15 protein-coding genes are annotated in these 20,205 nt (G+C 73.4%); 13 read left to right on the top strand and 2 right to left on the bottom strand.

Translation table 11 applies throughout. The annotated features are described in order from the left end of the window. From ACFVFR_RS17535 to ACFVFR_RS17500, 8 genes are all read left to right on the top strand, one after another. Nucleotides 1–441 (top strand): carbohydrate ABC transporter permease (locus ACFVFR_RS17535; RefSeq protein ID WP_383702400.1); only part of this gene is annotated, 441 nt, incomplete at its 5' end. Between the two features lie 96 nt (nt 442–537). Next, a complete protein-coding gene (locus ACFVFR_RS17530) occupies nt 538–1,521 on the top strand; it encodes a carbohydrate ABC transporter permease (RefSeq protein ID WP_383702398.1) in 984 nt (327 codons plus the stop codon). A gap of 371 nt (nt 1,522–1,892) precedes the next feature. Beyond that, nucleotides 1,893–3,113 (top strand): ROK family protein, encoded by a 1,221-nt coding sequence (locus tag ACFVFR_RS17525; protein ID WP_383702396.1) that lies wholly within the window; start codon nt 1,893–1,895, stop codon nt 3,111–3,113. Nucleotides 3,114–3,938: 825 nt separating this feature from the next. Beyond that, entirely contained in the window at nt 3,939–5,039 is a 1,101-nt protein-coding gene (locus ACFVFR_RS17520) for a substrate-binding domain-containing protein (protein ID WP_383702394.1), read from the top strand. 106 nt (nt 5,040–5,145) lie between these two features. Then, complete coding sequence (locus tag ACFVFR_RS17515; RefSeq protein ID WP_383702393.1) at nt 5,146–5,940, top strand: ATP-binding cassette domain-containing protein; 795 nt, start codon at nt 5,146–5,148, stop codon at nt 5,938–5,940. Continuing rightward, nucleotides 5,937–7,298 carry a sugar ABC transporter permease gene (locus ACFVFR_RS17510; RefSeq protein WP_383702391.1) on the top strand — a complete coding sequence of 454 codons (1,362 nt, stop codon included), beginning with the start codon at nt 5,937–5,939 and terminating at the stop codon, nt 7,296–7,298. The genes ACFVFR_RS17515 and ACFVFR_RS17510 overlap by 4 nt, the downstream gene beginning before the upstream one ends. Before the next feature lie 318 nt (nt 7,299–7,616). Beyond that, nucleotides 7,617–9,560 carry a 1-deoxy-D-xylulose-5-phosphate synthase gene (gene dxs / locus ACFVFR_RS17505; RefSeq protein ID WP_383702420.1) on the top strand — a complete coding sequence of 648 codons (1,944 nt, stop codon included), beginning with the start codon at nt 7,617–7,619 and terminating at the stop codon, nt 9,558–9,560. Between the two features lie 308 nt (nt 9,561–9,868). Further along, nucleotides 9,869–11,383: an amino acid permease gene (locus ACFVFR_RS17500; protein WP_383702389.1), complete on the top strand. Its 1,515-nt coding sequence runs from the start codon at nt 9,869–9,871 to the stop codon at nt 11,381–11,383. On the opposite strand, the gene ACFVFR_RS17495 is transcribed toward ACFVFR_RS17500, so the two are convergent. Next, entirely contained in the window at nt 11,380–12,342 is a 963-nt protein-coding gene (locus ACFVFR_RS17495) for a hypothetical protein (RefSeq protein ID WP_383702387.1), read from the bottom strand. The two genes, ACFVFR_RS17500 and ACFVFR_RS17495, sit on opposite strands and share 4 nt — an antisense overlap. 294 nt (nt 12,343–12,636) lie before the next feature. Here ACFVFR_RS17495 and ACFVFR_RS17490 point away from each other — a divergent pair, with 294 nt between their 5' ends. The 4 genes from ACFVFR_RS17490 (at nt 12,637) to ACFVFR_RS17475 (ending at nt 18,087) form a co-directional block, all read left to right on the top strand. Continuing rightward, entirely contained in the window at nt 12,637–14,967 is a 2,331-nt protein-coding gene (locus tag ACFVFR_RS17490; RefSeq protein ID WP_383702385.1) for a HAMP domain-containing protein, read from the top strand. A gap of 168 nt (nt 14,968–15,135) precedes the next feature. Further along, the gene (gene pgsB, locus ACFVFR_RS17485; protein ID WP_383702383.1) at nt 15,136–16,425 is read left to right on the top strand and encodes a poly-gamma-glutamate synthase PgsB; all 1,290 of its coding nucleotides are present in this window, start codon (nt 15,136–15,138) and stop codon (nt 16,423–16,425) included. Further along, nucleotides 16,422–16,904: a poly-gamma-glutamate biosynthesis protein PgsC/CapC gene (locus ACFVFR_RS17480; protein ID WP_383702381.1), complete on the top strand. Its 483-nt coding sequence runs from the start codon at nt 16,422–16,424 to the stop codon at nt 16,902–16,904. The genes pgsB and ACFVFR_RS17480 overlap by 4 nt, the downstream gene beginning before the upstream one ends. A 121-nt stretch (nt 16,905–17,025) precedes the next feature. Continuing rightward, nucleotides 17,026–18,087: an NlpC/P60 family protein gene (locus tag ACFVFR_RS17475; RefSeq protein WP_383702379.1), complete on the top strand. Its 1,062-nt coding sequence runs from the start codon at nt 17,026–17,028 to the stop codon at nt 18,085–18,087. A gap of 420 nt (nt 18,088–18,507) precedes the next feature. Here ACFVFR_RS17475 and ACFVFR_RS17470 read toward each other — a convergent pair whose 3' ends face one another. Then, nucleotides 18,508–18,900: an NTP pyrophosphohydrolase gene (locus ACFVFR_RS17470; protein WP_383702377.1), complete on the bottom strand. Its 393-nt coding sequence runs from the start codon at nt 18,898–18,900 to the stop codon at nt 18,508–18,510. Between the two features lie 120 nt (nt 18,901–19,020). On the opposite strand from ACFVFR_RS17470, the gene ACFVFR_RS17465 reads away from it, so the two are divergent. Then, nucleotides 19,021–20,061: a hypothetical protein gene (locus ACFVFR_RS17465; RefSeq protein ID WP_383702376.1), complete on the top strand. Its 1,041-nt coding sequence runs from the start codon at nt 19,021–19,023 to the stop codon at nt 20,059–20,061. The last annotated feature ends 144 nt before the right edge of the window (nt 20,062–20,205 follow it).

The raw sequence follows: 20,205 nt of genomic DNA, 5'->3' as shown, positions 1-20,205 counted from the left end.
TTGGGTGATCCGAGTTTGGCGTTGTGGTGTGTGATGGCGGTGATGGTGTGGAGTAACGTGGGGTTTTATGTGGTGTTGTTCTCGGCGGCGATGAGTACGATTCCGCGTGATTTCTACGAGGCGGCGTTGTTGGATGGGGCGAACCGGTTCACGACGTTCTTCCGGATCACGTTGCCGTTGTTGTGGGACACGGTGCAGACCGGGTGGGTGTATATGGGGATCCTGGCGTTGGACGCGTTCGCGGTGGTGCAGATCATGACGGTGGGCCCGGGAGGTCCTGACTACTCGACCGAGGTCCTGACGTGGTTTGTGTACACGAAGGGCATTCGGGATGGTCAGGCGGGTTACGCGACCGCGTTGGGTGTGGCGTTGCTGATCGTCACGATGGTCTTCGCGGCCGTGGTCATGCGCCTGGGCCGCCGGGAAAGGCTGGAGTTCTGACATGACGCGCCTCTCGCACCCGGAACGCGACCTGAGCGGCGCGCACCGCCGGCGCCCCGTCGCCGACCGACGCCCTGACAGGGGGAGTGAAGCACCGTGACCACACCGCCGCCGTCTCAGCCCACGGGCCCGTCGGACGCGACCATAAAGGGCCAGGAAGACGCAGCAGGAGGAAAAGGGGACGGAGAAAGCGGGACCACCCTCACCAAGGTGCCGCCGTCGGTGTCGGGTGCGCGGGGGGTGGGGGATCGGGCGGGTGGGGTGCTCAACGTGTTCTCGCACGGGATTCTGGCCGTGTGGGGGCTGTTGGTGACGCTGCCGTTGTTGTGGGCGGCGATGAGTTCACTCAAAAGCGACCGGGAGATCTTCACCTCGCCGTGGTCGCTTCCCACCTCGCTGCGTTTCGAGAACTGGTCGGACGCGTGGAACACCGCGAACATGGGCCGGTACTTCCTGAACTCGGCCGTGGTGGTGGCCGGTTCACTCTTCGGCACGATGCTGCTGGGCGCGATGGCCGCCTACGTCCTGGCCCGATTCGAGTTCCGTGGCAACCGGTTCATCTACTACCTGTTCGTGGGCGGGATGAGCTTCCCGATCGTCCTCGCGCTGGTCCCGTTGTACTTCGTGCTGCAGAACATGGAACTGCTCAACACGAAACACGGACTGATCCTGGTCTACATCGCCTACTCCCTGCCCTTCACCGTCTTCTTCCTGACCTCCTTCTTCAGGACCCTGCCGACCTCGGTCGCCGAGGCCGCCATGATCGACGGCGCCTCACACACCCGCACGTTCTTCCAGGTCATGCTCCCCATGGCCAAACCCGGACTCATCAGCATCGGGATCTTCAACTTCCTGGGCCAGTGGAACCAGTACATGCTCCCCTACGTCCTCAACCAAGGCGAGGACAAGGACAAACTCCTGCCCCAGGGACTGGTCGAACTCGCCGTCTCCCAGGGATACAAAGGCAACTGGGCCGTCCTCTTCTCCGGCCTCCTCATCGCCATGATCCCCGTCCTGGCCGTCTACATCATCTTCCAACGCCAGGTCCAAGCCGGACTCACGGCCGGTTCGCTCAAGTAACCGCGCCCCGGCCCAGCACGGCCCCGGCCCCGCCCCGTGGTGGGACCGGGGCCGCTGCCGTGCCCGGGGCGGCGGGCGGGCGGGGGGAGGGGCGACCGTCCCGCCGCCGTGGCGGTGGGGGGCCGAGGGGCGCGGCGGGCCCGACTCGCGTTACGGTGTGCCGCTGCGCGATGTCGCCGCCCGGCCCCGACGGCGCCGGCCTCCACGGACCGCTGTCCGTCGGGCGGTCGTGGTCCGTCGAGGACTTGACGGGCGGCGATCGGTGCGGCTGAGCTTAGAGTTCACATGTTGGAGACAGCGCCGGACCCACCCCCTGCGGTCCGGCCGGCAGCCGGCCGTCGAGCCGTACGCCGAGGCGGGAGTGGATGGGCGTGGAGACTCCGGGATCGCAGTCGTCGCTGCACCGGGCCAACCTTGAGCGGGTCGTACGCGCGGTGCGTATGGCCGGTTCGCTCACGCAGGCGGAGATCGCCCGGACCACGGGACTCTCGGCGGCCACGGTCTCCAACATCGTCCGCGAGCTCAAGGACGGCGGCACCGTCGAGGTGACCCCCACCTCCGCCGGTGGCCGCCGGGCCCGCAGCGTCGCGCTGAGCGGCGACGCCGGAATCGTCGTCGGCGTCGACTTCGGACACGCGCACCTGCGGGTCGCCGTCGGCAACCTGGCACACCGGGTGCTCGCCGAGGAGACCGAGCCGCTGGACGTGGACGCCTCCGCCGCGCAGGGCATGGACCGCGCCGAAACCCTGGTCAAACGCCTGATCGAGGCGACCGGGATCGACCCCGGCAAGGTCATCGGCGTGGGCCTCGGCGTCCCCGGCCCCATCGACGTCGCCACCGGAACCCTCGGCTCCACGGCGATCCTGCCGGGCTGGGCCGGCAGCAACCCGCGCGACGACCTCGCCGCGCGGCTGGGCGTCCCGGTGTACGTGGACAACGACGCCAACCTGGGCGCGCTCGGCGAACTGGTGTGGGGCAGCGGACGCGGCGTCGCCGACCTGGCGTACATCAAGGTGGCCAGTGGCGTCGGCGCGGGCCTGGTGATCAGCGGTCAGATCTACCGTGGCCCCGGGGGCACGGCGGGCGAGATCGGTCACATCACGCTGGACGAGTCGGGCCCGGTCTGCCGCTGCGGCAACCGGGGCTGCCTGGAGACCTTCACCGCCGCCCGGTACGTGCTGCCGCTGCTGCACTCCAGCCACGGCCCCGACCTGACCATGGAGCGCATGGTGACGCTCGCGCGCGAGGGTGATCCCGGGTGCCGTCGGGTGGTCGCCGACGTCGGACGCCATGTCGGCAGCGGCGTGGCCAACCTGTGCAACCTGCTGAACCCGAGCCGGGTCGTGCTCGGCGGCGACCTCGCCGAGGCCGGTGACCTGGTGCTCGACCCGATCCGGGACTCGGTCGCGCGCTACGCCATCCCCAGCGCCGCGCGGCAGCTCTCGGTGCTGCCGGGAGCCCTGGGCAGCCGGGCCGAGGTGCTGGGCGCCCTGGCCCTGGTGCTCAGCGAGATGGGCGACTCCACGCTCCTGGACGCCCCACCGCCCGCCGATTCCTCGGCCCTGCCCGCTGAGTCCCCGGCCCTGACCTGACCCACCCCGCCCTACCCCGACGCTGCCCGGACCCGCTCCCGGACCCACCTCGACCGGCGCCCACCCCGGACCGATCCCGCCCCCACCGGCCGCCCGACCCCGACCCACCCCGGGAGCCAGGCCCCGCCCGTACGCGGCCCGGAGCACGCCGGACCCACCTCGTCAGGCCCGTGCCACCCGTCGGGCCCACCTCGTCAGGCCCGTGCCCCCAGCCGGGCCCACCCCGTCGCCGCACACGGCCCCGCCCCGTACGTCACACGCCCCCGCCCCGTACACCGCGCGGCTCCCGCTCCGTACGCCCGTGCGGCTCCCGCTCCGTACGCCGCGCGCCTCGTCCCGTACGCCGTGCGGCCCGCCCCACGGCGCACCCGAACCACCTCCGCGACGTACCCGCGCCACCCCGTGCACGCACCTCGTGCCCCACGCACCTCGTGCCCCACGCACCTCGTGCCCCACGCACCTCGTGCCCCACGTACCCCGTGCCCGCATCGCCCCGACACCGCTTCCGCTTCGTGCCCGCGCGCCCTCCGCCTCCGCCGCGTCCACCCGGGCTCGGGCGGGCCCCGGGCGCGCCGTCCCCGCCCGCCTGGTGTGCGGCGGGGCCCGGGTCCCGCCCGCTCGGCGTGGCGGCTGCCCGTGGGGTGTGCGACCGTCGCCTGTTCCGACCTGTCGCCGGCCCGGGGCGCGGCGTCACCCGTTCACCTACGTAAGGAATGGCATCGTTGCCATCTCGTTAAGAATTTACTTCTTGACGCACCAGTAACCGCCGAGTTGACTTCCAGCCACCTCGGCCGCAGTGACGGCCGCGTCAGGGAGGTACCCCACATGAACGCGACGCTCCGTCGTGTCGTCATCGCCACCGCCGCGGTCAGCCTGACCGTCGGTCTTGCCGCGTGTGGCAAGGCCAAGGAAGCCGACAGCGACCGGTCCCGGGACCGCGCGAAGGGCGACCCTCTTACCATCGGGCTCCTGTTGCCGGAAGACCAGACCGCGCGCTACGAGAACTTCGACAAGCCCCTGATCACCAAGCGGGTCAAGGAGCTGTGCGCGGCCTGCCACGTCACATACGTGAACGCGAAGTCGGACGCCTCCGTCCAGCAGCAACAGGTCGACTCGATGATCACCAAGAACGTGGACGTGATCATCCTCGACTCGGTGGACTCCAAGTCCATCGCCAGTTCCGTCGACAAGGCCCACGAGGCGGACATCCCCGTCGTCGCCTACGACCGGCTGGCCGAGGGCCCCATCTCCGCCTACACCTCCTTCGACAACGCGGAGGTCGGGAAGGTGCAGGCCAGGTCGCTGCTGGAGAGGATCGGCAGCAAGGCCGGCCGGGGGCAGATCGTCATGCTCAACGGCTGGGAGGCCGACCCCAACGCCGCCATGTACAAGCAGGGCGCGCTCTCCGTGCTCCGGGGCAAGGTCACCATCGGCAAGTCGTACGACGTGGAGAAGTGGCTGCCCAACCTCGCCAACGACGCCATGAACGGCGCGATCTCCTCGCTGGGCAAGGACAGGATCGTCGGTGTCTACGCGGCCAACGACGGCATGGCCGGCGGTGCCATCACCGCGCTCCAGCACGGCGGCTTCGACAAGCTGCCGCCGGTCACCGGGCAGGACGCGGAGCTGGCCGCCGTGCAGCGGATCATCGCCGGTGAACAGTTCATGAGCGTCTACAAGTCGTACAAGATCGAGGCCAGGACCGCGGCCGAGATGGCGGTGGCCCTCGGCTGGGGCGAGGACGTCCCGGCCAGGACCACCGTGGACAGCCCGACCGACCAGGACGTGCCGGCCACCCTGATCCCGCCGGTCGCGCTGACCGTGGACAACATCCGGCAGACGGTGCTCAAGGACGGCCTGTACCCGCTGGGCAAGATCTGCGCGGGCACGTACCGGAGCGCCTGCGAGCGGGCCGGCCTGCGGTAGCCGCCGCTCCCGGCCGTGGTCGCGAGCCCACGGCCGCCCCCGATGTCCTACGTGCCCCGCCCCCGTGGGCGCGGCGCATCCCCCGCCCCCGTGGGCGGTGAAGGAGATGGTTGACGTGACCGCTACGCCCGTACTGGCGTTGCGCGGGATCTCCAAGCGATTCGGTGCCGTCCAGGCGCTCACCGATGTCGAACTGGAGGTCCGGGCCGGCGAGGTGGTCGCCCTGGTGGGCGACAACGGTGCCGGCAAATCCACCCTGGTCAAGACGATCGCCGGGGTCGGCCCCGCCGACGGCGGCGTCATCGAGTGGCGCGGCCGGCGGGTGCGGGTGGAGCGCCCGCACGACGCCCAGGCGCTGGGCATCGCGACCGTGTACCAGGACCTGGCGCTGTGCGACAACATCGACGTCGTCGGCAACCTCTTCCTGGGGCGCGAGCTGACCCGCCTCGGCATCCTCGACGAGGTCGAGATGGAGCGCCGGGCGCGCGAGCTCCTGGAGACGCTCTCGATCCGCATCCCCAGCGTGCGCATCCCCATCGCCTCGCTCTCCGGCGGCCAGCGGCAGACGGTGGCCATCGCCCGCTCGATGCTGGGCGAACCCGGCCTGGTGATCCTGGACGAGCCGACCGCGGCGCTGGGCGTCGAGCAGACGGCGCAGGTGCTCGACCTGGTGGAGCGGCTGCGCGAGCGCGGCCTCGCGGTGATCCTCATCAGTCACAACATGGCCGACGTGAAGGCCGTCGCGGACCGGGTCGCGGTGCTGCGGCTGGGCCGCAACAACGGCACTTTCGACGTCCGGACGACCTCGCAGGAGGACATCGTCTCCGCGATCACCGGCGCCACCGACAACGCTGTCACCCGCCGTAAGGCCCGTACCTCGGACGCGGAGGAGCACGCGTGAGCACCGATCTGAACAAGTCGTCCGACGAGCCGGGCGAGACCACCGGTGGCCCGGACGCCGCCGCCGACTCCCCGGTGGCGAGCGCGCCGGCCGACCCCGCCCCGGCCCTGGCGGGCGGGCCCGCCGCCGCGGGCGCGGTCACCGCCGTCGATCCCCGGCTGCTCGTCCGGGAGGAGGGCCTTCGCGGCTATCTGCGCGAGTTCGGCCGCAGGCTGCGCGGCGGCGAGCTGGGCCCGCTGCCCGTGGTGGTCGGCCTCGCCGTCATCTGGGCGGTCTTCCAGTGGCGGGACTCGGCGTTCCTGTCCCCGAAGAACCTGTCCGACCTCTCCATCTACATCGTCGGCACCGGGATGATCTCGGTGGGCATCGTCCTGGTGCTGCTGCTGGGCGAGATCGACCTGTCGGTCGGCTCGGTCAGTGGCCTGGCCGCCGCCGTCCTGGCCGTGCTCTACGTCAACGAGGGCCTGGCCGAGTGGCAGGCCATCCTGATCGCGCTGGCCTCCGGCGCGCTGGCCGGCGCCGTCCACGGCTTCTTCTTCGCCCGCGTCGGCGTCCCGGCGTTCGTCGTCACCCTGGCCGGGCTGCTGGCGTGGAACGGGCTGATGCTCCAGGTGCTGGGCACCACCGGCACCATCAACCTCGACCGCGACAGCTTCATCGTCCACCTGACCAGCCACTACTTCGTCTACATCGCCGTGGCCTACGGCGTCGCCGGACTCGCCGTCGCGCTCTTCCTCGCCGCCCAGCTCCTGGACGCCAGGCGCCGTCAGGCCGCCGGTGTGCCCTCCCGGCCGCTCGGCGAGATCCTGGTGCGCACCGCCGTCCTGGCCGTCCTGGCCTTCGCGGCGGCCTGGCGGCTGAACGAGTACAAGGGCCTGCCGCTGGCGCTGCTGATCTTCCTGGTGGTGCTCGTCGGCTACGACGTGCTGCTGCGCCGCACCCGCTTCGGCCGCCGGGTCTTCGCCGTGGGCGGCGGCGTGGAGGCCGCGCGGCGGGCGGGGATCAACGTCACCGCCGTACGGATCGCCGTCTTCACGGTCTCCGGTCTCATGGCCTCGGTCGGCGGCCTGTTCATCGCCTCCCGGATCGCCGCCGCCAACCAGGGCGCCGGCACCGGCAACCTGCTGATGGAGGCCATCGCCGCGGCGGTCATCGGCGGCACTAGCCTCTTCGGCGGCCGGGGCAGCGTGTGGTCGGCGCTGCTCGGCATGCTCGTCATCGGCTCCATCGCCTCCGGCATGACGTTGCTGGGCATCGCGGCGTCCGTGCAGTACATGATCACCGGTGGCGTGTTGCTCGCGGCTGTGGTAATTGACTCGGTCTCGCGGCGCACGCAGCGCTCGGCCGGTCGCGGCTAGGACCCCACCTACCCCGGCCGGGGCCCCGCCCGGCCCGGTCGGGGGCGCTAGGGGGCCCGTTCCGGGCGGGCACTACCGTACGCCGGGCGGATCGGGAACCCGGCCCGCCCGGCGTACGCCACGTCTGTGCCGGCGGGCGACCCGGTGGCCGAGAACTGGACCACTCGCGTGAGTTACATCGCATCGGCCCAGCATCACCGTCAAGTGCGGAACATTAGACTCGTTGGATCTGGCAAGGCTCGACAGCTCTACACCAAGGAGGCGCAAGTGCCGAAGGAGCCGCGTGCAGCGCGTGCGGAGGCGGCGGACGGGTGGCGACTGCTGAGCCGTGTGAACCGGCCGCGCGACCTTGACCGGTTGAGCCACGAGCAACTGAACGAGCTAGCGGCAGAGATCCGCTCCTTCCTGGTGGACGCCGTCGCCAAGACCGGCGGTCACCTCGGACCCAACCTCGGTGTGGTCGAGCTCACCATCGCCCTGCACCGCGTCTTCGACTCCCCCAAGGACCGGGTGCTCTGGGACACCGGGCACCAGTCGTACGTGCACAAGCTGCTCACGGGGCGTCAGGACTTCTCCAAGCTCAAGAGCAAGGGCGGCCTCTCCGGCTACCCCTCGCGCGCCGAGTCCGAGCACGACGTCATCGAGAACAGCCACGCCTCCACCGTCCTGGGCTGGGCCGAGGGCATCGCCAAGGCCAACGAGCTGCGCCGGAAGAAGGACCACGTCGTCGCCGTCATCGGGGACGGCGCGCTGACCGGCGGCATGGCCTGGGAGGCGCTGAACAACATCGCGGCGGCCAAGGACCGCCCGCTGGTGATCGTCGTCAACGACAACGAGCGCTCCTACGCGCCGACCATCGGCGGCCTCGCCAACCACCTGGCCACGCTGCGCACCACCGACGGCTACGAGCGCTTCCTGGCCCGTGGCAAGGACCTGCTGGAGCGCACCCCGGTCGTGGGCCGCCCGCTGTACGACACGTTGCATGGCGCGAAGAAGGGCCTGAAGGACTTCATCGCGCCGCAGGGCATGTTCGAGGACCTGGGCCTGAAGTACGTGGGCCCGATCGACGGCCACGACATCGAGGCCCTGGAGTCGGCGCTGGAGCGGGCCAAGCGGTTCGGCGGCCCGGTCATCGTGCACTGCCTGACCGAGAAGGGCCGTGGCTACACGCCCGCCCTGCAGGACGAGGCCGACCGCTTCCACGCCGTCGGCAAGATCCACCCCGACACCGGCCTGCCCATCTCCTCCTCCGGCGCGGACTGGACCTCGGTCTTCGGCGAGGAGATGGTCAAGCTCGGCCAGGAGCGCGAGGACATCGTGGCCATCACGGCCGCCATGCTCCAGCCGGTGGGCCTGGAGAAGTTCGCCAAGGCGTTCCCGGACCGCGTCTTCGATGTCGGCATCGCCGAGCAGCACGGCGCCGTGTCGGCGGCGGGCCTGGCCACCGGCGGGCTGCACCCGGTCTTCGCGGTCTACGCCACCTTCCTCAACCGCGCCTTCGACCAGGTCCTGATGGACGTGGCGCTGCACCGGTGCGGAGTGACCTTCGTGCTGGACCGGGCGGGGATCACCGGCACCGACGGCGCCTCCCACAACGGCATGTGGGACATGTCCATCCTCCAGGTCGTCCCGGGGCTGCGGATCGCCGCGCCGCGCGACGCCGACCAGGTCAGGGCCCAGCTCCGGGAGGCGGTCGAGGTCACCGACGCGCCGACCGTGGTGCGCTACTCCAAGGGCGCGGTGGGCCCGGCGGTCACGGCGGTGGACCGGATCGGCGGGATGGACATCCTGCGCGAGCCGGCCCCCGAGGGCCGGGCCGCCGGCCGCGCCGACGTCCTGATCGTCTCGGTCGGCGCGCTCGCCCCGATGTGCCTGGAGGTCGCCGACCTCCTCGACAAGCAGGGCATCTCGACGACCGTGGTGGACCCGCGCTGGGTCAAGCCGGTCGACGAGGCGATGCCGGCGCTGGCCGAGCGGCACCGGGTGGTCGTGACGGTCGAGGACAACAGCCGCGTGGGCGGCGTCGGCTCCGCCGTCGCCCAGGCGCTGCGCGACGCGGGCGTGGACGTGCCGCTGCGCGACTTCGGCATCCCGCCGCGCTTCCTCGACCACGCCTCCCGCAAGGAACTGCTGGCCGAGATCGGCCTCACCGCGCCGGACATCGCCCGCCAGGTCACCGGCCTGGTGGCGCGCATCGACGGCCGGTACGAGGCGGACGCGGCCGGCGCCCGCACCGGCGCGGCGCAGCCCGCGCGCGACTAGCACCAGCCTCCACGGCCGGGCCGTCACCTCGCGGCGACGCCCCGGCTCCACCGCCGCCCCCGCCGGGCCGGCCTCCCACGGCGCACCACGCCACGGGGGGCCGGCCCGGCGTCGTGGTGCGACCAGACTGCGGGGGCGGGGCGCCGCGCGCGGTGCGGGCGTGGGCCGGGTGGGTGAGCGGGGCGGCCTCGTCCACCTCCCATCGGGTGAACCGCGCGGGCGCCGGCGGTGTGCGCGGCCGGCCGGGCGCCGCGATGCGAGAGCTTGTCGCGAACGCGCGACCCAGCGGCCAGGGCACAGGAGCGGCGATGAGCACGCGGACACCCGGGGGCGGCGCGGGGGGCTACTTCCGCACCAAGAGCGTCGAGCAGTCCCTCCGCGACACCGAGGAGCCCGAGCACGCGCTGAACAAGTCGCTCTCCGCCCTCGACCTGACCGTCTTCGGCGTCGGGGTCGTCATCGGCACCGGCATCTTCGTCCTGACCGGACAGATCGCCAGGGACACCGCGGGCCCCTCGGTCGCGCTCGCGTTCCTCATCTCCGGCGCCGTCTGCGCGCTGGCGGCCCTGTGCTACGCGGAGTTCGCCTCCACCGTCCCGGTCGCCGGCTCCGCGTACACCTTCTCGTACGCCTCCCTCGGCGAGCTGCCGGCCTGGATCATCGGGTGGGACCTGATGCTGGAACTGGCCCTGGGCTGCGCCGTGGTGGCCGTCGGCTGGTCGGGCTACGTGCGCTCGCTCATGGACAACGTCGGCTGGCGGCTGCCGGACTGGCTCTGCGGGGCGGGGCAGGCGGACGGGTTCGGGTTCGACCTGCTGGCCTTCGTGCTGGTGGTGCTCGTGACGGCGGTGCTGGTCGCGGGGATGAAGCTGTCCGCGCGGGTCACCACGCTGGTCGTGGCGATCAAGCTGGGCGTGGTGCTGCTGGTGATCGTGGCCGGGGCGTTCCTGGTCAGGGCCGACAACTACCGGCCGTTCATCCCCCCGGAGCAGGGCAGCGCCGACCGGGGTTCGGGGATGACCGCCCCGCTCATCCAGGTCGTGTTCGGATACGAGGCGACGACCTTCGGTGTGCAGGGCGTCTTCACGGCGGCGGCCGTCGTCTTCTTCGCGTACATCGGCTTCGACATCGTGGCCACCGCCGCCGAGGAGACCCGTGACCCCCAGCGGGACGTGCCGCGCGGCCTGCTCGGCTCGCTGGTCATCTGCACGCTGCTCTACGTCGCCGTCTCGCTGGTGGTCACCGGCATGCGCAAGTACACCGAACTGACCGTGGACGCCCCCCTGGCCGACGCGTTCAAGGCCCGGGGACACCCGTTCTACTCGGGGCTGATCAGTTTCGGCGCGGCGGTCGGGCTGACCACCGTGTGCCTGATCCTGCTGCTCGGCCAGACCCGGGTGTTCTTCGCCATGAGCCGCGACGGGCTGCTGCCCAGAGCCTTCTCCCAGGTCCATCCGCGCTTTGGCACGCCGTACCGCTCCACCGTGCTGCTGGGCACCGTGGTCGCCGTCATCGCGGGGTTCACCAGCCTGCACGAGCTGGCGGAACTGGTGAACATCGGCACGCTGTTCGCCTTCGCCGTGGTCGCCGTCGGGGTGGTCATCCTGCGTCGGACCCGCCCCGATCTGCCGCGCGCCTTCCGGGCCCCGCTGGTGCCCGCGCTGCCGGTGGCCTCCGTGCTGGCCTCGCTGTGGCTGATGCTCAACCTGCCCACCGAGACCTGGTTGCGGTTCGCGGCCTGGATGGCGCTGGGCTGCGTCATCTACCTCGCGTACGGGCGCGCCCACAGCCGGCTGCGCGCCGGCCCCGACCGGACGGACTAGCCCGACGCGGCTCGCCCCGGGTGCCGGGGCAGTCGGCCGGCCACCTCGGCCAGCGCGGCGGCGAGTCGGGAACGGTCGGCCGCGGAATCCCGCACGGAGTGGCTGATCTCCACGTGCAGGAAGGGAACGGCGTGCCGCGCGGCCACCTCGCCCTGCGTATTGGTGGTCCCTTCCAGGGCGCCACAATCGCGGCGCCAGGCGCGGCACACCTCGAACCCCGCGCCGGCGACGGTGCGCGCCGCTTCCTTTATCACGGCCCCCGCGTCGCCAGCCCCCGGGGAAATCACGACATCGCTTTCCGGTGCGCTCTCGTCGGCAAAACCGTGGAGTTGAATGCCCGGAATGCGGCGCATCGTCAACAGCGTGCAGATCGCGTCAAAAGCGGAGTCATTCCGATGTGCCATGTCCGCGATATCACCCTTTCCCGCGTCTCGTCGGGCACCGGCGACGACCAGCACCCCGCCGGGCGCGCGCCGAAACAGCTCGGCGCCCACCCGTTCGCTGCGCAGGTCCGACACCGGGTGCGGGACCTGCGCGCTCCACCACACCGGAGCCCCCAGGTCCACATACGCCTCGCCCCAGCCGCGTCGCGTCGCCCGCTCCTCCGTGACCTGTGCCACCAGCCGCTCCGTACCCGCCAGGCGCACCGTGCGCGCGGTGTAGCCGACGGCCGCCAGTGGCTTTCGCGCCGCCTCGGGCCGCCCGTCGAGCACCAGGGCCACCCCCGCTCGCAGGTGCGCGCGCTCGGCCCGCGTCGGTGGCCGGTATCCGCCCTCCCGGGGGAAGTCGGCGACGTGGGACCGCAGGTGCCGCGCCAGGTCCAGACGTGGCGGAGCCGCCTTTTCCTCGTCCCGGAGCCAGTGCGACAGCGTGAGCGCCGCGGCGACGCAGCAGAGCACGACGAAGACGACGGTGACGATTTCGCGCCGCTTTAGCGACGCGCGGGGAATGGGGCGCACGAGGGGCCAGCGTAGGCCCACGGAACGGCCGTTATCGCCGTTCCCCCCGCCCCACGTGACTCACATCTCAATTTCATGCGACGGTCCGCGTGAACGTCGTAACAACGACCGTAGAGATGGTGAAAAGAGTGAATGTCCGCTCGATGACACCTGATTAATGCGACGTCCGACGTGGGTTACGGTGTTTGCCCATTCGGAATTCCCCGCGTGTTGTACTTCCTGACCAGGAGTCACCCCATGCCCGTAGTCCGGGCCGCGCCACGTCCGCACCGGACGCCTAGACGGCGCGCCGACATGCCCCTGCTCGGAGGCGTCAGGCCGCCCATCGCGGCCCTGCTCGCCCTGCTGACCGGGGTGGCCGCCTTCACCGCGCTGACCGTCGGCGGCTCCGACGACCACGAGGTCTCCCGGGCGATCGTCGAGGCGCAGCGGGACGTGGCCGGCGACGCCGCGGGGTCGCTCGGCTCCTCGCTGGAGCAGAGCTCGGGCGATCTGCGGCGGGCCGCGCGGCTGTTGGACGAGGGCCGGCCCCAGCCCCCGGAGCGGGTCCTGCGCGACCTCGGCCACGCCTACCAGAAGTGGCGCGGCCTGGCGATCGTGCACCCCACCAGCGGGCGACTGCTCGCCGCGCGCGGGGAGAGCGTGCCGCTGGAGCAGGCGTTGCGGGCCGAGGAGGGCGGCCAGCGGCGCGGGTTGGCGCCCCGGCTGGTCACGCTCGGTTCGGGGGAGACCAGGCTGCTGTCGTTCGTCCTGGTGGCCGCGCCGGGCGGTGGACAGCACCTGCTGGTCGCCTCGGGCGCGCTGCGACTGCCCGCCGAACGCGCCGGCCGCACCACGCTGGTCACCGACGCCACCGGGCGCGTCCTGGCCGCCTCCGGCCCGCGCGCCGAGGACCCCGCGATGCGCACGCTCGCCCGCCGCGCGGGCCGCTCCGACACGGACACCGGCCACGCCACGGCCGCCGACGGGCCCGAGCACCGGCTGGCCGTCGGCCACGCGGCGGTACGCGGCGACGCGCGGGTCAGCGACCTCGACCTGACGGTGGTCACCGGCGTCCAGGTGCCCGAGGGGACGGCGGTCGCCAGCGACCGGCGCGGCGGGCTGCTCGCCGCCAGCGCGCTGCTGCTCGTCACGCTCCTGGTCGGCCTCGTCCTGGTCCGGGGCGTCCAACGTCCGCTGCTGGGGCTGCACCTGGCGGCCCGTGGGCTCACCCACGCCCCGCCCGCCACTCCCGACGGCGAGGCCGCCGCCGCCCGCCGCCCGCCCGGCGGCGGCGAACCCGCCCGACTGGCCCGGGTCCTGGAGACGTTGCGCGCCCGCCTCGCGGGCGACCCGGCCCCGTCCGAGGCGCCCCCCGCCGACCCGGCCCCGTCCAAGACGTCTCCCGCCGACCCGGCGCGGCCCCGCCCGACCGGTGCCGTCGCGACCTCGGCCCACGCGGCCGAGCCCACCGTGCCCCGCACCGCCGCGCCGGGCACCACCGCGCCCCGCACCGCCGCCACCGCGCCCCAGCCCCCCGCGCCCCCCACCGACCCGCGTGTCGCGGGGCCGGCCGGTCACCCGCGCCGCCTCGCCTCGCGCGGCGGGCCACGGGTGGCCGCGCTCGGCTGCGCGCTGCTCGTCGCCGGCTGGGCCTGCGCGGTGCCGCTGGCGCACCGGGCCGAGGCGCGGGCGCCCCGGCAGGTCGCCACCGACCAGCGCTACCGGACCGAGGCGACGGCCGACCGGGTACGCCGACTGCTGGGCGAGGGCGTGGCCGACCTCTCGTCGCTCACCCGGCTCACCGGCGGCGACCGGGACCGGTTGGGCGCGGCGCTGGGCGCGGTGCTGGACGGCGGCTCCTGGCGCTCGCTGTATCTGACCGACCACCGGGGCCGCGTGGAGCGCCGGGTGGGGTCCGCGCCGCTGAGCACCCCGGACGCGCGCGATCTCGCGGAGGCCGCCCGGGGCCGCCCCGCCGTACGCCAGCTCAACCACGCGGGGCGGGTTCCCGTCTCGGCCGCACTGGTCCCGGTGCCGGGCCGGGGCGAGGCCGGGAACCTGGTCCTGGTGGGCGAGTTCCGCCCGGAGGCCCTGAACGGCGCGCTGACCCGTACCGGCATCGGCCGGGCCTGGCTCGCCGACGACCGGAGCCAGGTCATCGCGGCCAACCGGGGCTTCACCGCCTTCAGCGCGCTGCCCGGCCGCGCCCATCCGGCGGTGGCCGCCGACGTCGCCGTGGCCGGCGCGAGCGCGGAGGGCCTGGGCTGGCGGGTGGTCACCGAACGCCCGCTGTCCTGGCTGCCCCTGGCCTCGTACGAGACCGAGCGCCGGGCCGAACTGGCCGGCCTGCTGGCCCTCGCCTCGACGGTGCTGTGCCTGGGCTGGCTGCACCTGACGGTGCTGCGCCCGCTGCGCGCCCTGGACCGGTCGGCCGCCGCGCTGGCCGCCGGCGACCTGACCACCGTGCTCTACCCGCGCCACCACGACGAGGTGGGCTCGGTCACCCGCAGCCTGGAGCTGGTCCGCCAGCGCCTGGCGGCCGCCCACCGGGTCGCGCGCACGGCGAGCCCGGAGCGCACGGCGAGCCCGGAGCCCGCCGGCCGCGTGGAGTCCGCCCCCCAGCCGGTCGCCGCCCGACGCTAGCCCGCACCGTGAGACCGCCGCCGTGAGACCCCCACTGCCAGGCCCCCCACCGTCAGACCCCCGACGTGAGACGCGCACCACGGGCCCGCCGCCCGAGAGCCGTCCGGCCCGCCGGGCCGGACCCGTGCCCGACCGACCCTCCCCCCACGACCCGTTGGCGATGGAGCCATGCTCTTCCTTTACACCGTCTTCCTCATCTGCTCCGCCGTCCTGCTCACGGCGGGCATCGTCGAACAGCGCAGACACTTCGCCAATCTCGCCCACATACCCAGCCGGGTGCTGGTCAACGGCATCCGGGGCAAGAGCTCGATCACCCGGCTGTGCGCGGGCGCGCTGCGCGGCGGTGACCTGGTCACCGTGGCCAAGACCACCGGGACCGCCGCCCGGTTCATCCACCCGGACGCCACCGAGGAGCCCGTCTACCGCAAGTTCGGCATCGCCAACGTCGTCGAGCAGATCGGCATCGTGCGGCGCGCGGCCTCCTACCGCCCCGACGCCCTGGTCATCGAGTGCATGGCGGTCATGCCGGCCCTCCAGGAGGTCAACCAGACCAAACTGATCCGCTCCACCATCGGCGTGCTGTGCAACGTACGCGAGGACCACCTGGCCGAGATGGGGCCCACGCTGGACGACGTGGCGCGCTCGCTGTGCCGCTCCATGCCGATCGGCGGGGTGTGCGTGACCGCCGAACGCGACCGGCTGCCCATCCTGCGGGAGGAGGCCGCCGCCCGCGACTGCCACCTGATCCCGGTCGCCCCCGAGTCGGTCACCGACGAGGAGATGCGCGGCTTCAGCTGGTTCACCTTCAAGGAGAACGTCGCCATCGCGCTGGCCGTCGCCGAACTGCTCGGCGTGGACCGGCGGACCGCGCTGCGCGGCATGTGGGACGCGCCGCCGGACCCCGGGGTGCTCTCGGTACGGAAGTACCGCACGCCCCGGGGCCACCGGCTCGGCTTCGCCAACGTCTTCGCCGCCAACGACCCCGCCTCCACCCTGATGAACGTCCGCCAGCTCCTCGCCCTCGGCGCCGTCGAACGGCCGCTGCACCTGGTCGTCAACTGCCGCCCGGACCGCGTCGAGCGCAACGGCCAGATGGGCGCCCTGGTACCCGACCTGGAACCGGACACGGTCTTCCTCATCGGCCACCCCACCCGCAGCGCGAGCGAGGCCATGCCCGCCGCCTGGCGCGATCGCGTGGTGGACCTCGGTGGCGACGGACGCGATCCGGACGCGCTGCTCGCCGAGATCCTCGACCACGTCCGGACGGACGCCTCGCTGGTCGCCGTCGGCAACATCCACGGCCAGGGCGAGCACCTCCTGGAGTGCCTGGCCCGCCTCCCGGAGGCGACCGAGCCCTCCGACGCGGCCGGCCCCCTCGCCCCCGCCCAGCCGTCCGCCCCCGCCCAGCCGTCCGCCGCCCAGCAGCCGTCCGCCGCCCCCGCGGGAGGAGCCCGATGAGCCCCGTGGAACTCACCCCCGAGATGGCCGCCATCGGCATCGCGCTCGGCCTGCTGTTCTCGCTGGTCTGCTACCTGACCACGAACCTCTCACCCGGCGGCATGATCACCCCGGGGTGGCTCGCGCTCACCCTGGTCGAGGACTGGCGCCTGGCCACCATGGTCGTGGGCGTGACCGTGCTGACCTACCTGTCCACGCGGGTGCTCCAGAACCTGGTGATCCTCTACGGGAAGCGGCTGTTCGCCGCCGTGGTGCTGTGCGGCGTGCTGCTCCAAGCCACGCTCTACCTCGTCCTCCAGCACCAGTACCCGATGCTCTTCGGACACCAGACCCTCGGCTACATCGTCCCCGGGCTGATCGCCTACCAGCTCGTACGTCAGCCGCCGCGCGCCACGCTGCTGTCCACCGCGTCGGTCACCCTCGGCGCCTACGTCGTCCTCGCCTCCGGCATGCTCCTGGGCGCCCTGCCCACCGTGTGACCGCGCCCGCCCCCCGTCCGACAGCGCCCCGCCCGGCGCCCCGTCATCCGGCGCGCGCTCGCGCGGCCCCGGGGGCGGGCCCGCGCGGAACCGACGCCACCACGAAGGAGACCGCACCGCCATGGCCGCACGCTCCAAGCGCGCCGAACGACTGTCGATCGCCCTGGTCGTGACGCTGGCCATCGCCAGCGCCGGGCTCACCTACCAACTCCGCGAGAGCGAGCGGGGCACGGCCTCCCGCGCGGAGGAGGCCGCCGCGCACGCCCGGCTGCCCGAGCCCTCCCACCAGGACGCCGACGGCTACACCTACGACCGGCTGAGCGGCCCGGCGCGCACCGTGGTCCGCGACGCGGCCGGCGCCGTGGTGGCCACCCTGACCGACGGGGCGCGCACCGCCGTGCTGACCGGGCCGAGCCGCACCTTCGCCGAACCGGCCACCACCGACGCCCGGGTGGTCACCGACGCCTGGGTGCGCCTGCTGCCCCGACCGTGGGCGGCGGACCAGCGCGACGCGCCGTGGTTCCCCGGGTGGCTGGCCGCCCGCCGCGCCGACCGCGACCCGGACATCCTGGCCATGGCCACCCAGTACCTGCGCGGCGCGCCGGACCTGCGGGACGCGTCGGGCCGGCGCTACGCGGGCCAGGCACGCTTCGGACCGCTCAACCCGCGCGGCGCGCCCGGCCGTGACCTGCGCCTGGAACAGTCCGACTTCTACCAGTACCTGGGCCGGTCCTGGACCTTCCCGGACGCCCCGCGCACCGCGCCGGAGCGGGCGCGCTACGGCGCGGTGGACTGCTCGGGCTACATCCGGCTCGTCTACGGCTACCGGGCCGGTTACCCGCTGCTCGGCACCGACCGGCGCGGCGTCGGACTGCCCCGCACCGCCGACGCCATGGCCCGGGTCGGCCCCGGCCGCGCGCTGCTCTCCGACGGCGGTGACCCCCGGTCCGAACTCGGCACCCTGCAACCGGGTGACCTGGTCTTCTTCGACATCGACCGGCGCAGCGGCAGCCGCCTGGACCACATGGGCCTCTATCTCGGCCTCGACACCGAGGGCCATCCACGGTTCCTCTCCAGCCGAGAGGAGAACAACGGGCCCACACTCGGCGACGTCGGCGGCTCCGCGCGCATCGACGGCGGCGGGTTCTACGCGCGCGGGCTGCGCGCGGCCAAACGCCTGTAGCGATCCGACGGTTGGATCACCGGACACCCCGCCGGAGCCGACCCCCGGGGCCCGGGACACGGGGCGCGGAGCCCGGGGCCGGGGTAGCGGGGCGGGTCGGCGGGCGGCAGCGTCACCGCCATCGGCGGCGCGTGGCGTACGGCCGACCGTCAGGGCCCCGACGGGGCGCGAACCGGCGCGGCGGCAGCGCGTACGCGGGCGCCCGCACCGCCGAGGGCCGCTCAGCTTCCACCGGCCCACCGCACACCCACCGCACCCCCGCCGCGCGACCGCCCCGCCCCGCCCCGGACACCGCGTACCTTCCGGCGCCCCGGTGCCCGCGCACCGGCCCGCCGCACACCCACCCGACCCGCCACCGACGCCGCGTGCCTTTCGCTGCCCTGGCGCCCGCGCATCGGCCCGGCGTGCCCCGGCGGTTCGTCAGCGCACGGTACGGGGCCCGGCCACGCCGGCGCCCAACGCCGTCACCCGGCGCCGCAGTTCGCGATCGGCGGTGATCACCAGGCAGGGCCGGTCCGGTGCGCGGCCGGCGACGAGGTCCACGATGTGGTCATCCCCGCTGCCGGGCGCCGCCTCGACCCGCACGTCCGGCGTCGATTCCACGCCACGCGCTCTGCCCTCGACGACGAGCACGATCTCCACGGCCGCCCCGCACGCCCACGCGGGCACGTCGGCGCGTTCGGGCAGCCCCGTGGCGGAGAATGCCGTCAGTGCCTCGCGTAGCCGCTCGGCCGCGCCGCGGCGATCACGCCACCAACCGTCGGGTACGGAGCCGACCACGTTCGCCGCGTCCACGACCACCAGTGCCTTCATGCGCCCAGCCTGGCACGATCGGTCTCTCGGGGCCGTATTGCCCATGGGCGGGCACCCGGTGTGCGCGGCCAGGCAAAATACTATGGTCGGTGTTCCACGAGGGAAGGTTGTCTGCGAACCATGGTGTTGCGGTTGCTGCGCGGAAAGGACGGCAGGCTCTCGGCCTACGCCCCGGCGGCAGGCGGCATCGCCCGCTGGACGGAGACCCGCCCCGGAGGTCCGAAATGGACGGGGCCGGTGTGGCTGGATGTGCCGGGTCTCACTGCCTGTTCCATTGGCCAAGGGTCGGACGGCTACGTCCATCTGGTCGGCCTGCGGGAGAAGCGCGCCCCCGATGATCGGATCGATGTGGACGTGGTGCACGCCACCCAGTACCAGACCGGCCGACCGACCACGGTGTGGCACTCGCTGGGCACTCCGCACCCCAAGGACTGGGAGAAGGCGCGCCGCGTCACGGTGGTGGCCACCGTCGTCGGCAAGGACGGCGCCGTGCACGTCGTGGTCCGCAACGCGGGCGGCGGCATCAGCGCGCGCCGCCAGGACGCCAAGGGCAAGTGGAGCGGCTGGGTCGACTTCAAGGGCAGCAACGTCACCGAAGGGGTGTCGGCGATCGCCACGAAGGAGGGCCGGGTCGAGTTCTTCGCCCCGACCACGGGCGGTGCCCAGCGCTGGTACATGACCGAGCCCGGCGGCGGCCTCAAGCGCGGGGACAACCTCGACGTCGATCCGCTGCCCGGCTCCGCCGCCGGCGCGCAGACCGGCCGCGACACCCTCACGCACTACTGGCGGGACGCGCGCAGCCGCGAGGTGATGGCGCTCAGACCCGGCCAGGACGCCGAGCCGATCTCCCTGGGCGGCGACGCGGGGGAGGGGCCGCCGGTGGTCATCCAGGCGCCGGTGTACGGCTACGACTGCACGGTGCTGGTCCACCGCGAACCGGGCAGCGGGCGGCTGTCCGTGGCGGCCCACCCCACGGAGAACGAGGCGGCCGGCGTGTGGTGGACGCCCACCGGCGATCCGGGGCTGACCGATCCCGCGCTGGCGCTGGACGGGTACGGGCGGGTCGTGCTGGCCGCGCTCGGCCCCGACCGCACGCTGCGGGTCACCCGCCAGAAGACGACGGAGCCGGGGCTCGCGTTGGACGCCTGGACGGCCGTCTAGACGGCTCCCGCCCGGGATCGGCGGGCGCCACGCGCCCCCGGCGCGCGGGCCGGCCACCGGCCGTGCCCGCCACGTCGTCGGCCACCGCCGCCCACCGGCCCGGGCCGGTGCCCCGGGCCACCGACGGGGCCGGGCGTGCCCCGG

The sequence above is a fragment of the Streptomyces sp. NPDC057702 genome (genome assembly GCF_042799315.1).
GTDB lineage: Bacteria > Actinomycetota > Actinomycetes > Streptomycetales > Streptomycetaceae > Streptomyces.
This window is presented reverse-complemented; position numbering and strand designations above follow the sequence as displayed.

Coding starts and splice junctions, on each gene's coding strand:
- ACFVFR_RS17500 (WP_383702389.1), top strand. CDS start 9,869: ATGAGCACGCGGACACCCGGGGGCGGCGCGGGGGGCTACTTCCGCACC.
- ACFVFR_RS17480 (WP_383702381.1), top strand. CDS start 16,422: ATGAGCCCCGTGGAACTCACCCCCGAGATGGCCGCCATCGGCATCGCG.
- ACFVFR_RS17515 (WP_383702393.1), top strand. CDS start 5,146: ATGGTTGACGTGACCGCTACGCCCGTACTGGCGTTGCGCGGGATCTCC.
- ACFVFR_RS17520 (WP_383702394.1), top strand. CDS start 3,939: ATGAACGCGACGCTCCGTCGTGTCGTCATCGCCACCGCCGCGGTCAGC.
- ACFVFR_RS17490 (WP_383702385.1), top strand. CDS start 12,637: ATGCCCCTGCTCGGAGGCGTCAGGCCGCCCATCGCGGCCCTGCTCGCC.
- ACFVFR_RS17470 (WP_383702377.1), bottom strand. CDS start 18,900: ATGAAGGCACTGGTGGTCGTGGACGCGGCGAACGTGGTCGGCTCCGTA.
- ACFVFR_RS17475 (WP_383702379.1), top strand. CDS start 17,026: ATGGCCGCACGCTCCAAGCGCGCCGAACGACTGTCGATCGCCCTGGTC.
- pgsB (WP_383702383.1), top strand. CDS start 15,136: ATGCTCTTCCTTTACACCGTCTTCCTCATCTGCTCCGCCGTCCTGCTC.
- ACFVFR_RS17465 (WP_383702376.1), top strand. CDS start 19,021: ATGGTGTTGCGGTTGCTGCGCGGAAAGGACGGCAGGCTCTCGGCCTAC.